We start from the raw sequence: 761 nt of genomic DNA, 5'->3' as shown, positions 1-761 counted from the left end.
GGAGTGATCGGTGCCGGACAGATGGGCTTTGGCATGATCGGGCAAATCTCACGTATTCCGGGCATGAGTGTAACCGGTATCAGTGATATTAATATCGAAGCAGCTCAAAGAGCCGCGGATTACTATAACGCACAGGCAGATCGAAAAGAATCGATTATTGTATCCAACGATTTTCGTGAAGTGATTCAATCGCAGAATGTTGAAGTCATTGTCGACGCGACAGGCGTTCCTGAAGTCGGAGCCAATATTTCGCTTGAGGCATTCAGATCGAAGAAACACCTTGTTTTACTAAATGTTGAAGTAGACATCACAATTGGTCCAGTCATGCACCAAATGTTTAAAAACGCTGGACTAGTGTATACAGGTTCAGCAGGTGATGAGCCTGCGGCAACGCTTGAACTCTTCGAGTTTGCCAAAACGATGGGTATGGAAGTCCTCGTTGCTGGTAAAGGAAAAAATAACAAATTAAATGTCACAGCCAATCCTTCCACTGCGCAGGAAGAGGCAGACAAGAAAAAAATGTCTTCTCATATGCTGGCTGCTTTCCAAGACGGCACGAAGACAATGGCTGAAATGAACCTGCTGTCTAATGCGATTGGATTTGTACCGGATGTAGTGGGCATGCATGGAATTGCTGGAGACCTTGATTCCGTGATTAAAGACTTAGATGTGAAAGAAAATGGCGGCGTGTTAAACAATTTCGGTGTAGTTGAGTACGTAGATGGTCTTGCACCTGGCGTATTTGTTATCGTAAAAGGCCA

General features: G+C 44.8%; 1 pseudogene. It reads left to right on the top strand.

Annotated elements, in window-relative coordinates:
• A pseudogene (locus RG959_RS23795) lies at nt 1–761 on the top strand (NAD(P)H-dependent oxidoreductase); the annotation flags it as partial.

Source organism: Domibacillus sp. 8LH (genome assembly GCF_038806185.1).
Classification (GTDB): domain Bacteria; phylum Bacillota; class Bacilli; order Bacillales; family Domibacillaceae; genus Domibacillus; species Domibacillus indicus_A.
Note: the sequence above shows the minus strand (reverse complement) of the source record. Positions and strands in the feature narration are given on the sequence as shown.